Origin of the sequence: Phaeobacter sp. JH20_26, from assembly GCF_048056275.1 — a bacterium.
GTDB lineage: Bacteria > Pseudomonadota > Alphaproteobacteria > Rhodobacterales > Rhodobacteraceae > Phaeobacter > Phaeobacter bryozoorum.
Genome location: NZ_JAYMWL010000019.1, coordinates 175,046 through 190,507, shown reverse-complemented (window position 1 = coordinate 190,507; position 15,462 = coordinate 175,046). Strand labels below are relative to the sequence as shown.

At 60.1% G+C, this 15,462-nt stretch carries 20 protein-coding genes; all 20 read right to left on the bottom strand.

Annotated features, from left to right (window positions below):
- Positions 1-7: 7 nt before the first annotated feature.
- The 20 genes from VWY60_RS16340 to VWY60_RS16245 all read right to left on the bottom strand — a co-directional run bounded on the left by VWY60_RS16340 (position 8) and on the right by VWY60_RS16245 (position 15,451).
- Positions 8-2,503: a phage tail tape measure protein gene (locus VWY60_RS16340; protein ID WP_416541168.1), complete on the bottom strand. Its 2,496-nt coding sequence runs from the start codon at positions 2,501-2,503 to the stop codon at positions 8-10.
- A gap of 114 nt (positions 2,504-2,617) precedes the next feature.
- On the bottom strand, positions 2,618-2,911 hold the full coding sequence (locus VWY60_RS16335) for a phage tail assembly protein (protein ID WP_052463898.1): 294 nt from the start codon (positions 2,909-2,911) through the stop codon (positions 2,618-2,620).
- Positions 2,912-2,920: 9 nt separating this feature from the next.
- Entirely contained in the window at positions 2,921-3,427 is a 507-nt protein-coding gene (locus VWY60_RS16330) for a phage major tail tube protein (RefSeq protein ID WP_416541167.1), read from the bottom strand.
- A complete protein-coding gene (locus VWY60_RS16325; protein WP_416541166.1) occupies positions 3,427-4,644 on the bottom strand; it encodes a phage tail sheath C-terminal domain-containing protein in 1,218 nt (405 codons plus the stop codon). The genes VWY60_RS16330 and VWY60_RS16325 overlap by 1 nt, the downstream gene beginning before the upstream one ends.
- A 99-nt stretch (positions 4,645-4,743) precedes the next feature.
- Positions 4,744-5,226, bottom strand: coding sequence for a hypothetical protein (locus VWY60_RS16320; RefSeq protein WP_416541165.1), 483 nt, complete (start codon positions 5,224-5,226; stop codon positions 4,744-4,746).
- A gap of 11 nt (positions 5,227-5,237) precedes the next feature.
- Positions 5,238-6,107 (bottom strand): hypothetical protein, encoded by an 870-nt coding sequence (locus tag VWY60_RS16315; protein ID WP_416541164.1) that lies wholly within the window; start codon positions 6,105-6,107, stop codon positions 5,238-5,240.
- Positions 6,104-6,430: a hypothetical protein gene (locus tag VWY60_RS16310; protein ID WP_416541163.1), complete on the bottom strand. Its 327-nt coding sequence runs from the start codon at positions 6,428-6,430 to the stop codon at positions 6,104-6,106. Before VWY60_RS16310 ends, VWY60_RS16315 begins: the two co-directional genes overlap by 4 nt.
- A gap of 3 nt (positions 6,431-6,433) precedes the next feature.
- Positions 6,434-6,991, bottom strand: a complete 558-nt coding sequence (locus VWY60_RS16305; RefSeq protein ID WP_416541162.1) for a phage tail protein — start codon at positions 6,989-6,991, stop codon at positions 6,434-6,436.
- Entirely contained in the window at positions 6,988-7,707 is a 720-nt protein-coding gene (locus VWY60_RS16300) for a phage tail protein I (protein WP_416541161.1), read from the bottom strand. The genes VWY60_RS16305 and VWY60_RS16300 overlap by 4 nt, the downstream gene beginning before the upstream one ends.
- Positions 7,700-8,599: a baseplate assembly protein gene (locus VWY60_RS16295; RefSeq protein ID WP_096868916.1), complete on the bottom strand. Its 900-nt coding sequence runs from the start codon at positions 8,597-8,599 to the stop codon at positions 7,700-7,702. The genes VWY60_RS16300 and VWY60_RS16295 overlap by 8 nt, the downstream gene beginning before the upstream one ends.
- Complete coding sequence (locus VWY60_RS16290; protein WP_416541160.1) at positions 8,599-9,075, bottom strand: GPW/gp25 family protein; 477 nt, start codon at positions 9,073-9,075, stop codon at positions 8,599-8,601. Before VWY60_RS16290 ends, VWY60_RS16295 begins: the two co-directional genes overlap by 1 nt.
- A complete protein-coding gene (locus tag VWY60_RS16285) occupies positions 8,987-9,277 on the bottom strand; it encodes a PAAR domain-containing protein (protein WP_416541159.1) in 291 nt (96 codons plus the stop codon). The genes VWY60_RS16290 and VWY60_RS16285 overlap by 89 nt, the downstream gene beginning before the upstream one ends.
- A complete protein-coding gene (locus VWY60_RS16280; protein ID WP_061047705.1) occupies positions 9,277-9,702 on the bottom strand; it encodes a phage baseplate assembly protein V in 426 nt (141 codons plus the stop codon). The genes VWY60_RS16285 and VWY60_RS16280 overlap by 1 nt, the downstream gene beginning before the upstream one ends.
- Entirely contained in the window at positions 9,699-10,232 is a 534-nt protein-coding gene (locus VWY60_RS16275) for a hypothetical protein (RefSeq protein ID WP_416541158.1), read from the bottom strand. Before VWY60_RS16275 ends, VWY60_RS16280 begins: the two co-directional genes overlap by 4 nt.
- A 3-nt stretch (positions 10,233-10,235) precedes the next feature.
- Positions 10,236-10,829, bottom strand: coding sequence for a phage tail protein (locus tag VWY60_RS16270; protein ID WP_416541157.1), 594 nt, complete (start codon positions 10,827-10,829; stop codon positions 10,236-10,238).
- Positions 10,789-11,100 carry a head-tail joining protein gene (locus VWY60_RS16265; RefSeq protein ID WP_303570110.1) on the bottom strand — a complete coding sequence of 104 codons (312 nt, stop codon included), beginning with the start codon at positions 11,098-11,100 and terminating at the stop codon, positions 10,789-10,791. The genes VWY60_RS16270 and VWY60_RS16265 overlap by 41 nt, the downstream gene beginning before the upstream one ends.
- Positions 11,100-11,330: a hypothetical protein gene (locus tag VWY60_RS16260; protein ID WP_416541156.1), complete on the bottom strand. Its 231-nt coding sequence runs from the start codon at positions 11,328-11,330 to the stop codon at positions 11,100-11,102. Before VWY60_RS16260 ends, VWY60_RS16265 begins: the two co-directional genes overlap by 1 nt.
- 74 nt (positions 11,331-11,404) lie before the next feature.
- Positions 11,405-13,492 (bottom strand): phage major capsid protein, encoded by a 2,088-nt coding sequence (locus VWY60_RS16255; RefSeq protein WP_416592529.1) that lies wholly within the window; start codon positions 13,490-13,492, stop codon positions 11,405-11,407.
- Positions 13,428-15,023, bottom strand: a complete 1,596-nt coding sequence (locus VWY60_RS16250; RefSeq protein ID WP_416541154.1) for a phage portal protein — start codon at positions 15,021-15,023, stop codon at positions 13,428-13,430. The genes VWY60_RS16255 and VWY60_RS16250 overlap by 65 nt, the downstream gene beginning before the upstream one ends.
- Entirely contained in the window at positions 15,020-15,451 is a 432-nt protein-coding gene (locus VWY60_RS16245; RefSeq protein ID WP_416541153.1) for a hypothetical protein, read from the bottom strand. The genes VWY60_RS16250 and VWY60_RS16245 overlap by 4 nt, the downstream gene beginning before the upstream one ends.
- Positions 15,452-15,462: the final 11 nt, after the last annotated feature.

Below are 15,462 nucleotides of genomic sequence, written 5' to 3'. Positions count from 1 at the left end.
CCTGCCATCATGCGCCCCCGTATTGGCCATAATCATGCGCCTGGTCGTAAAGCGCGCCAGCTTGGGCCGCTCTTCCCCTGCGTTCCAATTCTTCGGCGATCTCGTTCGCCGTCATATGTTGCGCGTTGATCTGGGCGTAGATTGTTACCGGTGCAGCTGCGGCAGGGGCTGGCGCGGGTTGTACTGCCGGGGCTATGCGGTCTGCTGCCAGCTGAACCTGCTGTATCATAGGCGCCGAAACGTTCTCCGCTTTGGACATTGCGGATCGTAACCCGCCCCCAATCGCATCCAGCAGCGGTCCGGCGCGCTCAGACAAGCGGGCAAGCCGTTCGGTTGCATTGGCATGCGCGACATAGCCCCCTTTTGAGGTCCAAATCGTTTCGGGGCCCTGCTCTCCTACCTCGCGGAACCCACGGCCGATGCTGCCCCCTAGATAAGATCCAGAGACCTTTTTCGGGACAGCTTTGCCTGAGCGCGGATTTTGGGCCGCTGGGGGCTGGGTTGGTCCAGACGGATCACCACCAGCCGCGCGCTCTTGCCCCGGATCCTCACCAGTCCACAAGCTTCGGATTCCCGATCCGATATCCTGAATACCGGCAACAGCCCCAGCGCCCTTATCGCGCAGCCAGGACAGGCCATCCAGAACCGGCTGCAACTTTCCCATGAGCCAATCAAATTTCTCTGCCAGCCACTCGATCACCGCGCCCACTGCGGTTCTGACCTCATCCCACGCCGCAGAGATGCCCCCAGTGGATCCCAGCGCGTCGATCACTGGCTTGATTGTGCCGTTGTAGCCTTTCTGCAGAATAGACCCGATGCCGCTCACCACGGTGCCGAAGGTCGCCTCGGCGCCCTCCCATGCCGTCGTGATGGCGTCCGTGACCCCCAGCTTATCCGTTACCGGCTTGATGACGTTGACCCAGGCGGCCTTAAATACTGAACCGATGCCATCAAGCACCGTGGTCAGGTAGCCCTTGGCACCCTCCCAAGCGGTCGACAGGCCGTCCGCTGCAGCATCCCAATCTCCGCGCCACCCCCCAGTGATGAACCCGCCAACGCCGGAAAAGGTCTGTTTGACGTTCCCCCAGAGCTTCCCGAACCATGGGCCAACCTTGTCCCAGTGCTTGTAGATCAGATATGCGGATCCCGCTATGGCTCCGACAGCAAGCCCGATAGGGTTCATCATCAGCGCACGGCCGACAGTGATGATGCCGGTTTTTACCAGCGCCAGACCACCTGACAGCACGCCCATCGCCGCGCCCGCGCCGGTGGCAAGCGGTACGAGCGCGGCGACAGACACGCCCAGCCGTGCAACCGCAAAGCCAAAACTGAGGACGCTGCCAATTGTCCGCGCAGCAAAGAGGCCGCCGATGATCATGCCGAAGTTTTCCCAGCCGCCGACCATCGTGGCTACCTTGGAAATCACCCCGCCGATGGTGGTGGATACCTTACCCATGCCCTCAACCACCTGCCCGATCACTGGCAACGCAGCCTCTAGCTTGCGCGCCGCAGTGTCTGCAAAATCGGCGACATCCTCACGGTTCGATATCGCCCAGGCGCTGAAGGTCTTCATGGAACGCGTGACAACCGGCATCAGCTCCGCGCCGATGGTGTTTTTCAGGCCCTTGACCGTCAATTGTGCATCAAGCTGAGCATCGGCAAAGGCCTCTGCGTCGCGGGCGGCTTTTTCGCTCAGCACATATCCCGTCTTGCGCGCGTCTTCGCGGAGCTGTCGCAGAGCCTCAGACCCACCGCCCAGCATGTTGATCATGCCGATCCCTGCGCGGCTGAACAGCGCCGACGCGATGGCCGCGCGCTCTGCCGGGTTCTCGATGGTCTGCAGTCTATCCGCGATCTGCTCCATGGCACGCTCGGGACCCATCGCAACCAGGTCTTTTGCAGACAGGCCCATTTGGTCCAGCGCCTTCTTGGCAGCGCCGGAACCCTTTGCGGCCTCGCCAAGCCGTTTTTGCATCGCCGTCAAAGAGCTATCGAATGTGTCGGTTGAAACCCCGGAACGCTCAGCAGCGTATCTGTATTCCTGCAGTGCCTCGATGCCGATGCCCAGCTTGCCCGCAGTTTTGGCGACCTGGTCGCCATAAGATGCAGTCGAGCTTGCCAGCGCAAAAACACCAGCGCCGACGGCTGCGACACCAGCACCAACGCGGCGACCCATCCGCCCGAAATTGCTGGTCATGCGGTCGAAACTCTCACCAACCCGACGGCTGTCGCGCATAGCGCGTTCCCAGCGTCGCTGCTTTCGGGCCAAAGCCTCCAAGGTGCGCTCTAGGTCTTCATATTCACGGTCGAGCGCTTCCACCGACCGGCCCTGTTTGACCAGATCCACGCGCTGTCGCGACAGCTCTTTCTGTCGGGTCTTCACCGACTTGATGCTATCGCCAATGTTCTCGAAGCCTGACCGGATCAGGCCAATGTTCTTTTTGAAGGATTTCTCGAGAACGCCGCCGATTGTGATGCTGGCGCTAAGGCGTTGTTTTGCCATTGATACCCCCCAGCCACCATTTGAACTGGCTGACGCTCATTGCGGTGATCTCGGTGCGCGACCACCCGGTATGTCGGGCAAGGATCAACACCCCTGCCCGGCAGGATTCAGGCGTCAGCCATTCAAAAAACCCAGCGCCTCTTGCAGCCGGTCGTAATCCTTCATCTTGGCCGCCTTGATTGCATCGGGAGGCACCTCCGCAAGGTTTGCAATCAAGATGACCTCGGCCAGGGCGTTGTCATTTTTCCCCGTTTGGCGCGCGGCGATATGATCGCCCACGCTCGGCTCGCGCAGCGTCAAGGCTGTGCGCTTTTCACCGTCGACGGTCACACCCTTAAGCAGGGAAACGGAAATGGAATCCTCTTCCCCGTTCGAGTTCAGGGTTAGGTAGTCAGGCAATTCGTCCATGAGAGCTCCTTAGATGCCCAGTGCTGCGCGGATCTGGGCGAGGCGATCCACGCCGCCGGTCCTGCGCACCATGTTGATGATGTCGATTTCAGTGATCAGCTGACCACCGATGGTTTCCTTGAACGCCTCAAGCGTCATGTTGACGGTGAGGCTGGCAGTCTGACCGGGTGACCAGGTGCCCCGGTCTGGCTGAATGATCTTGCCGCGCATGTTGTGAATGACCGGCGTAACAGTCCCGTCCTCGCTTTCCAGCGCACCGCGGGCGGTGACAGGGATCAACACCCCCGGCGCGATGCCCCAGAGGGACAGCACGTCCGCGCTGTAGTTGCGCAAGACAAAGCTGGCGGTCATCTTCTCAATGCCCATATCGATATCGATTGGGCCATCCATGCCACCGGCGCGGTATTCTTCGGCGGCGATTGACGGGCTGGCCGGGGTGTAATCCCCGATCTCACCCGCAAAGCCGCGCCCGTCGGCAAATAGATTGAAGTTTTTCAGGATGTTCCGAATAGCCATCAGCCCAGTGCCTCCGCGATGTATTCATTGGTGAGGTCAGAGCGGAACGTCACCCGCTCGGCAGGATAAGGCGGCGTGAAGTCGAAATTAAACCACACCTGCCCATTTTGGATGCTGGCGGCAGTGTTCAAATCGGGGTCGGCCCAGCAGCTGCCGCCCAGCAATGCGTCTTGGGCAACCAGTGTGGCGATAAATCCGTTCACCCCCTCGACGACGTCATCCATGTAGGTTTTGGTGATCGCGCGGTCGACGGCCCACATATGCGCCCGCTGAATGCTCTCGTTGAGGACGTCAGCGGTGCGGCGCACACACAGGAACTGCCACTTTGGATCAGCTGTCGGAACCCGGTTGCCCCAAAGGCGATAGCCATCTTGGCGGATGATGGTAGCGACGTCGTTTTCGTTCAGAAGGTTGGCCCGGCTGGCCTTATCCCCGAGTTTGAAATCAACCGGCCGCGATGTGCCAATAATGCCAAAAATGCCTTGGTTGGATGGCGAAACCCAAAACCCCCGGTCATTGTCAGTGCGTGCGATCACACCAGCCACACGGGCCGATGCCGGTTGATCTACCGGAGCGCCATCGCTGCCGAGCACCTTGACCCATGGGTCAACCACATAGATGCGGCCGGAAGTGCCCCAGTCGCCAGCGTAGGCCTGCGCTGCGGCGTCGGTTGTATTGGGACCATCCGCGATGATCACTGCGCCGATGCGATCCGCGATCCCTTCCAGTTCAGCAACGACCGGGTTCGCAAGATAGGTGCCCGGATTGCCGCTATCCTCAAGGCGTTGATGCGTCCAGCCGGGCGCGCAAAGGATACGCGGGGCATGGCCGACAACACTCTCAGCCCCCAAGAGCGCATGCACACCTTCAAATTGTCCCGTTGTGGCGTTCACGCCGCCAATCATGTTCGCGAGTGTTTCGGTGTCGTCGGCACCTTCCTCGACGCGGACGGCGATCACAACCGCGCCAATCTGGTCGAAGATGCCATCGAGCGCGCCCGGCAGCGTCCCGCCACCGGTGCCGTCAGCCGTCATATCCAGCTTTGCGGCCTCAGAACGGCTACCCGCGATCAAAACGGGTGTATTTAAGGGGAAAGCGTCTGCATCAGCAGCGGGCGCAGTGCCCACAATACCGATAACGCCGGTCGAGATTGTGCGGATCGGGCGCGGGCCTGTGTCGATCTCGAGCACCTCGACGCCGTGAAGAAAACCAGACATTAGAGCCTCGCTGATGATTGCAGTTCCCTGCGATCATGCGAGGTTTGCAACCTCATTCCCTCTGGCGCATTTTCCGAACGCACGCCCGCCCGATAAGCGTCAGCCCTCGACCGGCCAGGCGGCCAGCATGGCGGCTTTGTGTTCGGCGGTGGCGTGGCCCTTGGCGATCAGCTCATCCAGAAAGAAGCCGACAACCGGGTTGTCGCGGTGGATGCTCTGAGGAACATCCGTTTCCCATTTCATCCATAGCAACTTGACGTTTTCAGCCTCGCGCAGGGCCAGTTCGCCCGCGTCATCCATGCCGGTGACGTGCCGAAACAGGGTCATGGCTTCCAGCTTGGTCAGGGGGCGGTAGACCGGATCGCGGGGCGGCAGCGGTTCGACCGTCCAGTTGCCATTCTGCCAGTCCAGCCGCTCAGTGGCCGGATCATAGGCGGGCCTGGCCGGGGCCAGCGCATATCCCGCAGCCGTCAGATCCGCCTCGGCATAGGGGGCTGTCCGCCAGCGGCCACTGGGCAGGCGCAGCTTTGCCGGGGGCAAGGCCGGGCGCGCGCCATTCAAGGAATAAAGGGGCTGTGTCATCTGCTTTGACCTCACATCAGTTCATAAAAGTATTCACGTCCAGGGTAGGCGTTCAGAACCCGACCCGGCGCAAAAGCGGTTTGACCGCTCAGATCCGCCAGCATCATTTGCCCGTGGTATTGAAGCGAGCTGATGTCGCCGGGCGCTGTGAAACTCAGCGTCTGGCCTCCGTAGCCTGTGGATGTGCCCGCCCGGTTCCCGGTAATGATCAGATCTTGCGTCGGCATCTCAATGCCGTATCCCCCGTTGTTCCAAAGCTCGGGGATATGCTGGCTCTGATCCGGGTTCGCGACGTCGATACCGGAGAAATCCCACGGGGTGGAGGCATCCCACTTTTCCAGCGTGGTGACATAGGGGTTTGACCCCGCCGTCAGGATACGCAGCATGAAACTGCCATCAGGCGCTACGCAGGAATAGCTGACATTGGGGATAGAAAGCTGCACCGCCGTCGTCAGATCCCAAGGCGTTGTCAGATTGTAGATCCGACAGGCTGACGATCCGTAGAGCGCAATATGCCGCCCGTCCTCTGCCATACAGATCCGACGGGTGGACCCCAGCGAAATCGGCGCGTAGCTGATGACCGAATTGACCGGATCGCTGAAATCGTCCCAGTTCTGAATATCGTAGATGACAATATTGCCACCCGAGGTCTCCGAACTGGTGATCAGCTTGCCCGTGCCATCTGAGTTGAGGACAGTAAAGATCCCCGGAATGTAACCCGTAGTTGGCGAACCCGGTATATCACGCGGGCGAATGGTTCGTTTCAGGAACCCCACTCCGGCAAGGCCAGCGAACCCAAAGCCGCCCCCGGCCTGACCTGCGCTGCCAATCGACAGCAGCGGGCTGCTCAGCGCCCCGTCATGTCCGACAACACGTCTCATGCGGGCACCGGGCGGTCGTGATAGCTGACCCAGATATCAAGTGCGGCATCGTCGCTGGCAACAAAGCGCAGCACGTCACCAGCCAAGAGCGTGCCGGGGCCGACGATACTGGCGCGGGCGTCGCCTTCGGTGATGGTCTGGGCGGGCGTCACTTTGTAGGTCTCGCCGCCTGCGTCGATTTCACAGGTCAGAATGACACCGGATGCCGCGTCATTGCTGGTCTGAATGGTGGCAATATGGCGGGTGTGATCCGCCGGAACCGGCGGCATGGTGACACCGGCTTGCGTGACGTGCGCCAGAAAACGGTTTGGAATGATGCTCATGGGTTAGGCTCCTGCAATCATGGCGAGGTGTTCGGCGTCGTTCATTGTTTGGAACGCGCCTGGATCAAGGGACAGATTGAGATTGCCGGAAAGATCCCCACCGCCGACCAGACCTGATCCGGTGTCAATGCGACGCTCTTCTGGCACCAGAGAACCCGGTGTAAGAACATTGATATTGAGGTTCTCGAGATCCGAAAAGGCGACCATAATGTCAAAGGTCAGCGCAAAATTCAGCGGCTTGGGCATCGGCACCGGATAGGTAACGATTGCCAGCATATTGCCCGCGGCATCGAACAGCCCCGCCTCGCTGATGATGTAAGGGCCATCCTGTGCCGCGAAATCATGGCGGAAAAACGCGACGCTGCTATTGTCCGGATGGATACCGGAAGCGATCACCGGGGCACGCCCAGTCTCGTTCTCAAGCGAGGTTTCCCCACCGGTGATTGCACGGGCACCCGTGCCCCAGGCGATCTCGGCAACGTTCAGTGCGGTTCCGTTTGCCAGGGCGGCAGCTTCCAGCTGGCGGCCCTTATTCGTCAGAAAACCATAGGGTTCGCTCATGCTGGCGCCTCCAAAATTGGTGAATAGATGTATCCTCGGCCACTGGCAGTAATGCCGTAATGCCGAAAGGCCGTAATATCCGGGGCATCAGGTATGCTGACGCTGTTCCCAAGACGGGCTTTGATGATGACCGGGGCAGCCCCGCCATGGGTTTGCAGTGCGACCGGCGGCGCATCTGGTATGCGCGCGGTATTGAAGCAGGCCCCTTTTGCGGTAGCGAAGGCACCACAATAAACTGGGGCTGGGCCTGTCATTCTCGCATGCGCCGTGTAGTGACTGCGAACAGGTTTGGCCGCATCGATCGCGCGCCGCAGTTTTACCAGTTCGGCGGGTAGATCAGCACCGTTGCGCAGCATCGCCCGCAGGTCCAACCACACTTTGAAGGTGTAAGGCGCTGATCCATCTTCGAACCATTCAATGATCTCTGCAGGCGTGCCGATGGCCTGCAAAGCACGCTTCACTGCGCCAACGGTTCCCTTGCGGCGATGAACCTGCACGGACTGTCGAACAACTTCGCGCTTGGCGGCCTCACTCCAAGATGGGTCCCATTCGTCGACTGAAAACGCAAACGCAAGCCAGGGCAGCAATTCAACAGGGCATGTGACCGGGTCCCAGATTGCCCGCAACGGCACCGGCGGCAAAAGGCCTGCGCGGATCACGGCCTCGAGCGCGCGCTCTTCGACCGTTGCATTGTGAGGAAGCAAGCTGTCAGACACCGGACCCCCCAACGGTTACGCTGATTCCGGTGCAAAAGGCGGCGCCGTCATTGCCAATCACGATATCCGCAGCTGGGCTTGTGAGCGTCACGTTTTGAACGCCCGGCTGGTGCAGCGCGGCGTAAATGCCCGACAATGTCACATCCCGCCCCAGTCGATGCTGCGCGGCGGCATAGGATATAGCCGCCTCTTGAGCCGCGCTGCGTGCCACCTCACTATCTGGCCCTGGCAATACAGTGAGGCTGGCATCAATAGAATATGGGGTAATGGCGGCGCTCTGGACAGTCACCATATCGGCAAGCGGTCGCACGTCGTCGGCGCTCAACACCTCGAGGGTGGATGCCTGCAGTTCCGGGCTTGCAGAACCATCGGCGACGCGCGTCAGGATCGTGACAAGCACCTCACCCGGCGCCGGACTTTCGACGCTTGCATCGGCAATATCTGGGTGAGCGCTCAGAGCGTGGAAGATATAGGACCCTGCAGAGCCTGCGGTCGTAAGCCCCTCAAAAGCGACCAGCATTCGGCGCCGGAAATCATCATCACTTTCGAGAACTGCCGGGACTGGCGGCAATGCCTCTGGATTACCCGGATCAATCACCTGTCGTGCAACCCCATAACGGGCCGCGATATTGTCCAGATCCGCACCAGTTGCTGTCGCGGGCATGACCGCCCGACCTGCATCGTTGATCTGCTGCAACGTCAGAGTTTGGAAAAACGCGGCAAGCTCAACCAGTTTGAATGCCGGGTCACTTTCAACCAGCGCATCAAAGGCCGGGGCCCGCGCGCGCAACTCACCCAGCATCGCTGATAATGCTGCCTCATAATCGACAGACTGAACCAGATCCGGCGCTGGCAACAGCGACATATCGATGGCAGAGAACCCACCAGCCATCAGCGCACCTCAATGCCATCGAGTGTTACCGGCTCACCAGTCGGCAAATATTGACCCTGGATGGACACAATGACCCCGCCCGGCTCAGGCATATCAACTGCAACCTGATCCAGCTGCAACCGCGGCTCCCATGTTTCAAGCGCCTCATAGGTCGCCGCCATCATCTCAAGGCGGGTCGCATCATTCATCGGCGCGTCCACCAGACGGTACAGCCGACTGCCATAGTCTCGCCGCATCACGCGGGTGCCGATGGGGGTGGTCAGGATATCGCGCACGGACTGGCGCAGATGAGCCAGACCCGAAAGCGGTTTTCCCGTGGATGCGTTGATGCCGTTCATGTCGCCATGATGGCGCAGACCGTGACACCCGGTCCTCTGGCGTTTTTCCCTAGCCCCCGGCGAATACATCCCCGGAACCGCTCGCGACAGCTGACCCACAATCGACAGGATCACCAATCCGGCCCAGCTGTTTGCCATTTGCATATACCGTGCTGGACCCTGCTCCTAGGCTGCCGCCGTGGCACACGGGCTGTGGATCACAATGCACCGCCCAGGCGTCGCCCTGCCTGTGCCCGGAGATACCATTGATGAAGACCGACCCGCTGCCCACGGTGCTGGCCCGCGGCGGAAAGGGGCCATGGCCGGTGCAGCTGTCACCTTTTCTGGTCACGCCCGGCATCAGTTCAGATCGATCCGAACGCCGTTGATGGAAACGCCGTCCGCATCAATCACCACCGTCGACCCGTTGCACGCCAGGGTGATGGCATCGGCGGTGATGGTGATCGATGAGCCTGCGATCTTCACTCGGTGCGTGGCTTCATTGGTTCCGGGACCCGGGTTATTGCTGCTGAACACAGATCCAAGAATGACGCCCTGCGCCGTATCCCCGGATTCGGACAGGATGACGACTTGTTCGCCAATGCTGACCGGCGCCCAGACTGAGATTTCCGCGGCCCGCTCTGCCATCCACGCCAGCCAGTCACTCTCGCTTTCACCGCCAAAGGACACTTTTGCCCGGGCCCGCCCCGTGTCCACCGCAGTAACAACGCCAAACCGGACTATGCCTTCCCGAACCTGCTCGTTTCGCGCAGCTGAATAACTCATGAATTGCCCCCAAGTTCGCTGTAATCACCTTCCTGACCCGGCCCAATTTTCGGCGCGTAGCCGATCATCACGCGATCCGGTGTGACCCCCTCGCCTATCCATACACTTTGCCCCAGATCGATCTGTTGATCCCATTCGACGGCCCAGACCTCGACATTGTCGAAGTCTGGGTCGAAGGCATCCGGCCCGATGTAAGTCACCTGGGCTGGGCCTGCCTTCAGCGCCCAGCGGTTTTGATGCACCAGAACCCCAAGCGCACCTGCAAGTTTGCGGATTTCACGTTTTACGTTGTCATCGCGAAAGCTCAGAACCACACGCGCGGCCCACTTGGAGATGACCGGCAATTGCTCTGTGCCAGGGTCGCTATCCGGATCAGCCTCCATATCAACCAGCTCAACCAGGATGGCGGGTAAAGCGAGATCTTTGCGCGGGACGCCATAGTCTTCGACGGTCCCGACGGCGGGAAACTTTGCAGATATCTCCGCCTTGATGGCCTCATGAAGATTGTCCAGATCGATACCGTCAGTCATGTCTTACCTGTTGCCCACATTGTAGATTGTACGGGCGCGGATCTCGGCCCGGAAATTCTTGAAAAACACCTCTTCGATCTCGTCGAAAACCTGATCCTCGATAAAGATCTGGGCCTTATCCTCAATCGGCATGCGTTCCTCTTTGATCGGATAGGCCCGCTGAGTGGCGCGGCGCATCACGGTTGGCCGGCCCTTTGAGTTTTTGGCAATAAATGCGCCTGCAAACTGCTGGCCTGCATAGCTGGCACCGCTGCCGGTGCGAAGTGCGCGCCCCTTGAAAGCCGAAACGCGCATGTTGTTGAGGCCAAACCACATGCGGACCTCACCCATGCCTTTGCCCCGCGAGAACCGGAACCCTTGCAGGCGTTTGCGCATCTCGGCTGCCGTGCGCAATTCCAACTCTGTGCGCAGCCCCTTGCGCGCGCGGCTTTTCATTGTTTGAGCCGTGCGACGCAGCGCCCGGGAATAGGCAAATTGCAGATCCTTTTCGCTGGCGCCGAACTCTTCCGCGATCCTCGCCAACTCGCCTGCGTCGAAGTCGAAAGACAGCACCGCCTCAACCCCGCGCCAATTGGAGGACCGCCATTCCGGTTCCATCTTCCTGCGGATTGGTCAGCAGGAAATAAGGCTGACCGTTTATTTCGACCTCGGCCTTATCCTGCAAATCGGCAACATCAACGGCCTTGCAGGTGAAACGGGGCTGCGTTGCGTCCGCCTCATACTCGCCAAGTTGGGTATTGAAATACGGCTCGTCGAATACCCCCTTGATCTGACGCGGAACGCCTCCCCGCGGCGTGACGGTCGCCTCGATGGCGAAATCGTCAACCTGCAGGAAGGCGTCCAGATCATCCCAGGCGGGCGAAACCATCAGCTGCCTTTACCGGGATCTTGCTGGGGCGCGGCAGGTTTGCTGTTGGCAGCCTTCTTGGCAGGCGCCTGACGCCCGGTGCCCTCTTCAATCTTGCCGCGCTTGATCAGCCCATGGGCTTCTGTTTTCGTCAGCGACACTTTCATTCCGGGTTTCTGGATCTTGCCATCCCAGACAAACGCGCTCGCGACCTTGTACTCGGACTTTTGGGCCTTGGTCTGTTTTTCCATCTTCTCACATCCTTTCAGGGAGCATTCAGGCCCCGGCCCTAACAGGGCCAAGGCTCAGGATTTGTTCTCAGTCGTTAGCTGGCGTCGGTGCCGTAGCAGAGGCCAGCTGCGTGACGCAGGACGAAATCCGCATCCTGCATCGCAACCAGACGCAGGCGACCACGACGGCTGTGCGTGTAGGGGTCGACGGTGAGATCCAGGCCACCCCACATGCCAACCAGCACATTCCCAAAGTCGCCGTGGAATACATCACCATTCTTGACCTGGTTGGTGACTTCGCCGCGATACCCATTGACGGTGTTGTCGCTTTCCCAGATCGGCGCCCCGTTGGTGCCAGCAAACTTCTGTTTGCTCTTGAAGTGACCGCGCATCTTGGCGTTCTGGACGTAGGCCATGCGGTCAACATCCGCATTGGCGGCCGCGATCTCGCTTTCCATCTGAATGACGTCGTCCCACGTCGGCATCGCCGCGCCACCACCGGAACCCGCGCCGCCAAAGTCGACCACATTCACACCATTGGTGTTGGCGATCCCCAGGGGCTGATCATCCGTGCCGGTACCGTAGAACCCCGCAAAGTCCAGCGATGTCGCAAGTGCGAGCGCCAAATCGCTGCGGACAAGAGCCTCAATATCCATGCTGGTCTGTTTCAACGTGCGGCGCGTGATTTCGGAATAGGCGGCCACAGTCTTCGGCGAGAACTGACGCTGACCAAGGCTCAGAATATCCTCTGCCGCCTCTCCGTCTTCACCGATCCAGTAGCCTGTCGCGCCACCTTCCTGCGTCGGGATATCAGGATTTCCGACCAGCCCCATCAGAGGCGTCGCAAGGCGCAGCAGGATCGTACGGACCCGCAGCATCTGAATAAAGCTCTGGCTCAACAGCGGGTTTGCAATAGCATTGCCGCCGGTATCGCCTGCACCAACGCCGCCGGTGCCGGTGTTGAGCGGGGCACGCATCAGCACGTGCATCGGGACCATGATGCCCTGCGCATCCCGGCCCTGCGCTTCTGCGGCGGCGTCGGAGGCTTCAAATTCGAACGCCGCAGCTTCTTGGGCCGCCCGGTCTGTCGGATTAGCCAGCGCACGGATTGCACGCAGGAAAGAAAATTGATCGGCCTCGTCATCCGTCATACCGATATCGGAACGGTCCATGATCTGACGGTGATTGGTGCTGCGCTGGTGCAGATGGTCCAGCAGTCGGGCATTCATATCCTCGACACCTTGACCGCTGCGGATCAGTTCCAACGCCAGATCCTCTGCATCATACTGACTGCCAATCTCGGTCAGTTCGCGCACCCGGGTTGCTTCCTGCTCGCGCCCGCGTTGCAGCAGGGCCGCATCACCTGCACCTGCCCGTTCAAGCATTTCCACGACCTCGACAATATTGCCGTTGTCGTCAACTTTTGCCCGGACAAGATTGCCCTCATTGTCGCGGGTGATGATGGTTTTCATCTCAAATTCCCTTTGCTGATTACCTGCGGCCTCATTGCCCGCGCCTGTTTCATTCTCTGCAATCTGCCCGGTATCGTCCCCCGCCACCTCTGGCAGATTTTCTCCGGAACGCCCGACGCCCACGGTCTGATCTGCAGGAACAGCAACCATTGAGACTTCAAAAGGAGCCCAGCGGGTGACGGTCACCAGATTGGCCTGGCCGTCCCGTTTTTCTTCTTTGATCTCGCTGACGGAGTAGCCAACCGACACGTGGCTGCGGATACCGTCCACCACGTCTTGAAAGATCTCATCCGCCCGCGCGCTGCGACTGAACCGGACGACAGCACGGCCAACCTGATCGGCATCGATCCGGGCCGACACAATGACGCCAATCTGGTCGCGCCAATTGTGGTCCATCAACAGCGCGCCGCCATTGTTCAACCGCTCAAGGTCGACCGCGCCCGGTTCATGGGAAAGGACTTCCTCACCGAACCACCGCATGACCGGCGTCGTGGACGAAAACGCGAGCTCAACTGTGCGCGCCTCTTCGTCAATGTTGACAACCTCGGCCACCCGCTGCAGGCCCTGAGCACCGCCACGCTGCCCAGCGTTGATCTGTTCAGGTGTCAGCGAGCGGGTCAGGGATTTCCCGATCAGGTCACTCGGCTTACGCACTGTCGTTTCCTCCGCCTGCAACGGTTTCATCGGAGTCGGTTTCGACTGCTGGGACACTTGGGGGCCCTCCTTTTGATTTCGCGGTGATCAGCGCTGCTATGACTTCGGGCGGGATGCCTTCGTCTTTCATCGCCTGAATGTCCTCGGCAAATTCGCGATACACATCACGCGGGTTGCGGCCCCGCTCCCGGATCACTTGGCCGCGGGACTTGAACAGGTTGTCGACCGCGTCCGCGTCGGCCTTCACATCCTTGGAAGGGTCCATCCAATCCCACCGCCGGGCATGGAATGTTGCATCGAGGTAATTGGACAGGTGGCGTGGTGATAACGCCGCGCCGTTGCTCAAGATGATCTTTCCGGCAACCAACGAATACTCGAGCCATTTCTCAAAGACCTCTGAGACAAAGCTCTCGATCAGGCTTTCCTGGAGCTCTTTCCAGCGGTCACGCTCAGCCTGCATGCCATGGCGCATGCTCGACAGGTTCACGCCCTCGAGGTCATTGGCGAGATCGTTGTATGCGGCCCCCAGACCAGAGGCGACGCCGCGCAGGTTGTGTTTTGAAAACACCGCCATCTCGCCATTTGGATAAGGGCTCTCAACCCGTTTGAGACGCTGGCCTTGCAGCATCTCGTGATAGATCCCCTCTTCGCTGGTGAGCTCTACCTCTGCAGCCTCGCCGTCATCATCATCGCTTTCCGGCTCTGGCCCGAAACCTTCATCCCACTCAATCACGCCCAGCTTGTTCGCGCTCTCGCGCGCATTGGTTAGGGCAGCACGTTCGAATTGATCCAACTGGCGCATCCGCAGAAGTGCCGTTGCCATCCAGGGCAAGCCCCGCTTTTGCCCGACCAGATCCTCTTCGAACCAGTGGATGATCTGATCCGCAGGCACCCGAATGAAGGCGCGGCCTGCATGGGAATAGTCTGACTGCGATACATCGAGCGTGTGGAAGTAGTAATAAACGGGCCGCCCCATTTTGGTGTATTCGATGCCCGCCCGGATAAAGCGACCATTGGGGCGGCGGTCCTCATCGAAATCGACGGGGCAGTTGACCGGATCGAGGATCTGCAGCCCATAGCCCCAAGGCCCCGCGTCCCGGCCATAGACGTGACGTACCATGAATTCGCCATCGCTCGGCAGCCCGTTAACCAGTGTTTTCTGGATCTGCAGGAAGGATCTGACGCCCTTCACATCGCAGTTCTTGGCCTTGCTCCACGTCTTGAACGCCGCCTCAATTGCGCGGTTTGCATCTGCATCAGGCTTGCCATCAGCACCTTGCACCTGAGCCTGCAGGATGAACCCTTTTTGACCGATGACATTGCGGCGCACGCTGCGCTGAAACGCCTTGCCATAACTGTTGTTCACCAGCTGTTCACGGGAGCGAGCCACCAGCGCGCGCCAATTCCGGCGCACAATCTGATCAGCAGGAAGCGGCGACGTTGACCAACCGGAGGTGACCCGATCCGCCTGCGCGGCCTGATACAAGCGCGCGCCGCGTCGGCGGGCTGGCGCAATCATGGGCGGCGCTCCCCGCTGCACCTCATCGGCGACTGTTGCTTGAGAACGGCGAAACCATTTTCCGATCATGGCATGCGCACCTTGATAGTGCGGCCCATGCCCCGGCGCTTACGGCTCGCACTCTTCGATGCCAGCTCTGCCCGATAGCGGGAACGCAGCTTCAACAGCTCATTCAGTGGCGTCCGCTGCAGGGACCGGTTGTTGATTTGGTAGCTCTGCTGATCAATGCTGGCCCGGTTTTCGATCACGGCCTCAATCGCATCGAGCACCTTGCGTACGTGGTCGCGATTGTCGACACCAGCACCCTGCGCCGAAAGATCCGGCGCGATCCGCAGCTCGCCCGACTCGACCGTGACCAAGTCTGAACCATCGGCCACCCGCAGTTCATAGCGGTAGTGACCAGGCAACCAACTCGCAGTCTCGCTGGCCGCTGCATGTAGGTTGTGATTTTCGCCGTCACTATCCGCCACCAGATCAATCTGGCTGGCGCCGCGCATGATCAGCGAAA

What these genes read in the sequence shown, in the direction of transcription:
- VWY60_RS16340 (WP_416541168.1), bottom strand. Translation starts at nt 2,503, where the DNA reads ATGGCAAAACAACGCCTTAGCGCCAGCATCACAATCGGCGGCGTTCTC.
- VWY60_RS16335 (WP_052463898.1), bottom strand. Translation starts at nt 2,911, where the DNA reads ATGGACGAATTGCCTGACTACCTAACCCTGAACTCGAACGGGGAAGAG.
- VWY60_RS16330 (WP_416541167.1), bottom strand. Translation starts at nt 3,427, where the DNA reads ATGGCTATTCGGAACATCCTGAAAAACTTCAATCTATTTGCCGACGGG.
- VWY60_RS16325 (WP_416541166.1), bottom strand. Translation starts at nt 4,644, where the DNA reads ATGTCTGGTTTTCTTCACGGCGTCGAGGTGCTCGAGATCGACACAGGC.
- VWY60_RS16320 (WP_416541165.1), bottom strand. Translation starts at nt 5,226, where the DNA reads ATGACACAGCCCCTTTATTCCTTGAATGGCGCGCGCCCGGCCTTGCCC.
- VWY60_RS16315 (WP_416541164.1), bottom strand. Translation starts at nt 6,107, where the DNA reads ATGAGACGTGTTGTCGGACATGACGGGGCGCTGAGCAGCCCGCTGCTG.
- VWY60_RS16310 (WP_416541163.1), bottom strand. Translation starts at nt 6,430, where the DNA reads ATGAGCATCATTCCAAACCGTTTTCTGGCGCACGTCACGCAAGCCGGT.
- VWY60_RS16305 (WP_416541162.1), bottom strand. Translation starts at nt 6,991, where the DNA reads ATGAGCGAACCCTATGGTTTTCTGACGAATAAGGGCCGCCAGCTGGAA.
- VWY60_RS16295 (WP_096868916.1), bottom strand. Translation starts at nt 8,599, where the DNA reads ATGGCTGGTGGGTTCTCTGCCATCGATATGTCGCTGTTGCCAGCGCCG.
- VWY60_RS16290 (WP_416541160.1), bottom strand. Translation starts at nt 9,075, where the DNA reads ATGGCAAACAGCTGGGCCGGATTGGTGATCCTGTCGATTGTGGGTCAG.
- VWY60_RS16285 (WP_416541159.1), bottom strand. Translation starts at nt 9,277, where the DNA reads ATGCCGGGCGTGACCAGAAAAGGTGACAGCTGCACCGGCCATGGCCCC.
- VWY60_RS16280 (WP_061047705.1), bottom strand. Translation starts at nt 9,702, where the DNA reads ATGAGTTATTCAGCTGCGCGAAACGAGCAGGTTCGGGAAGGCATAGTC.
- VWY60_RS16275 (WP_416541158.1), bottom strand. Translation starts at nt 10,232, where the DNA reads ATGACTGACGGTATCGATCTGGACAATCTTCATGAGGCCATCAAGGCG.
- VWY60_RS16270 (WP_416541157.1), bottom strand. Translation starts at nt 10,829, where the DNA reads ATGGAACCGGAATGGCGGTCCTCCAATTGGCGCGGGGTTGAGGCGGTG.
- VWY60_RS16265 (WP_303570110.1), bottom strand. Translation starts at nt 11,100, where the DNA reads ATGGTTTCGCCCGCCTGGGATGATCTGGACGCCTTCCTGCAGGTTGAC.
- VWY60_RS16260 (WP_416541156.1), bottom strand. Translation starts at nt 11,330, where the DNA reads ATGGAAAAACAGACCAAGGCCCAAAAGTCCGAGTACAAGGTCGCGAGC.
- VWY60_RS16250 (WP_416541154.1), bottom strand. Translation starts at nt 15,023, where the DNA reads ATGATCGGAAAATGGTTTCGCCGTTCTCAAGCAACAGTCGCCGATGAG.
- VWY60_RS16245 (WP_416541153.1), bottom strand. Translation starts at nt 15,451, where the DNA reads ATGCGCGGCGCCAGCCAGATTGATCTGGTGGCGGATAGTGACGGCGAA.